Origin of the sequence: Kitasatospora sp. NPDC059817, from assembly GCF_042731835.1 — a bacterium.
Lineage (GTDB): Bacteria > Actinomycetota > Actinomycetes > Streptomycetales > Streptomycetaceae > Kitasatospora.
Genome location: NZ_JBHWIR010000438.1, coordinates 1 through 1,226, shown reverse-complemented (window position 1 = coordinate 1,226; position 1,226 = coordinate 1). Strand labels below are relative to the sequence as shown.

The window sequence follows — 1,226 nt, the reverse complement described above, 5'->3', positions numbered from 1 at the left end:
CCCCAAACCGAGCCACCATGTGGTCTCGGGGGCTCTGAGTTGTGTATAAGAGACAGGGTCAGCCCCGGTCGATGGTGGCCAGGAGCGGGGCGGCGTAGCGGTCGCCGGCGGTCGCCGGGACGAGGTCGGCGATCCGCTTGAGGTCCTCGGCGCTCAGCTCCAGGTCGGCCGCGGCGGCGTTCTCCTCGATCCGGGACGGACGGCGGGCGCCGAACAGCGGCACCACGTCCTCGCCCTGGGCCAGCACCCAGGCCAGCGTGAGCTGGCCGGCGGTGGCGCCCTTCTCCTCGGCGACCACGGCGACGGCGTCGGCGATCGCCTTGTTCCGGGTGAAGTTCTCGCCCTGGAACCGCGGGTCGTGGCGGCGGAAGTCGGACGGGTCGAGGTCCTCGGGCGAGTTGAAGCTGCCGCCGAGGAAGCCGCTGCCCAGCGGGCGGTAGGCGGCCAGGGCGACACCGAGCTCGCGCGCGGTCGGCAGGATCTCGTCCTCGACGTGGCGCTCCCACAGTGAGTACTCGGTCTGCAGCGCGGCGATCGGGTGCACGGCGTGCGCCCGGCGCAGCGTCGAGGCGGCCGCCTCGCACAGGCCGATGTGCTTGACCTTGCCGGCCTCGACCAGCTCGGCCAGCGCGCCGACGGTCTCCTCGACCGGGACGTTCGGGTCGACCCGGGCGAGGTAGTAGAGGTCGAGGTGGTCGGTGCCCAGGCGGGAGAGCGACAGCTCCACCGCCTCCTTGACGTACGCGGGGGTGCCGTCGACGACACGGCGGCCGTCCTCCAGGGTGCGCATGCCGAACTTGCTGGCCAGCACGACCTCGTCGCGGCGCCCGGCGATCGCCTGGCCGGTGATCTGCTCGGCGGTGCCCGGGCCGTAGAAGTCGGCGGTGTCGATCAGGTTGATGCCGGAGTCGAGGGCCTTGCGGATGGTGGCCACGGACTCCTGCTCGTCGGCTGCGCCGTAGCTGCCCGCCATCGCCATCGTGCCGAGGCCGAGGGCGGAGACGAGCGGGCCGTTGGTGCCGAGCTTCCTGGTGGTCATGGTTCTCCGATCAGTGCGAACAGGCCGCACGGGGGATGCCGCGGCCTGATGAAGGCTGGTCGGCCCCGGGGGGCCCGGGGGCGCGCCCGGCCCCCGCGCGGCGGGCGGGGGGCCCCAGGGGGGGGGGGGGGGGGTGAAGGTGATGGTGAGTTTGGTGTGTTGGTTGTTGTGGGTGGGGGTGAGGGTG

The 1,226-nt window shown here is 72.9% G+C and carries 1 protein-coding gene; it reads right to left on the bottom strand.

What is annotated here, in order from left to right; translation table 11 throughout:
• Positions 1-58: 58 nt before the first annotated feature.
• Entirely contained in the window at positions 59-1,039 is a 981-nt protein-coding gene (locus tag ACFV61_RS36080; protein WP_380496421.1) for an aldo/keto reductase, read from the bottom strand.
• Between the last annotated feature and the right edge of the window lie 187 nt (positions 1,040-1,226).

Coding starts and splice junctions, on each gene's coding strand:
- ACFV61_RS36080 (WP_380496421.1), bottom strand. CDS start 1,039: ATGACCACCAGGAAGCTCGGCACCAACGGCCCGCTCGTCTCCGCCCTC.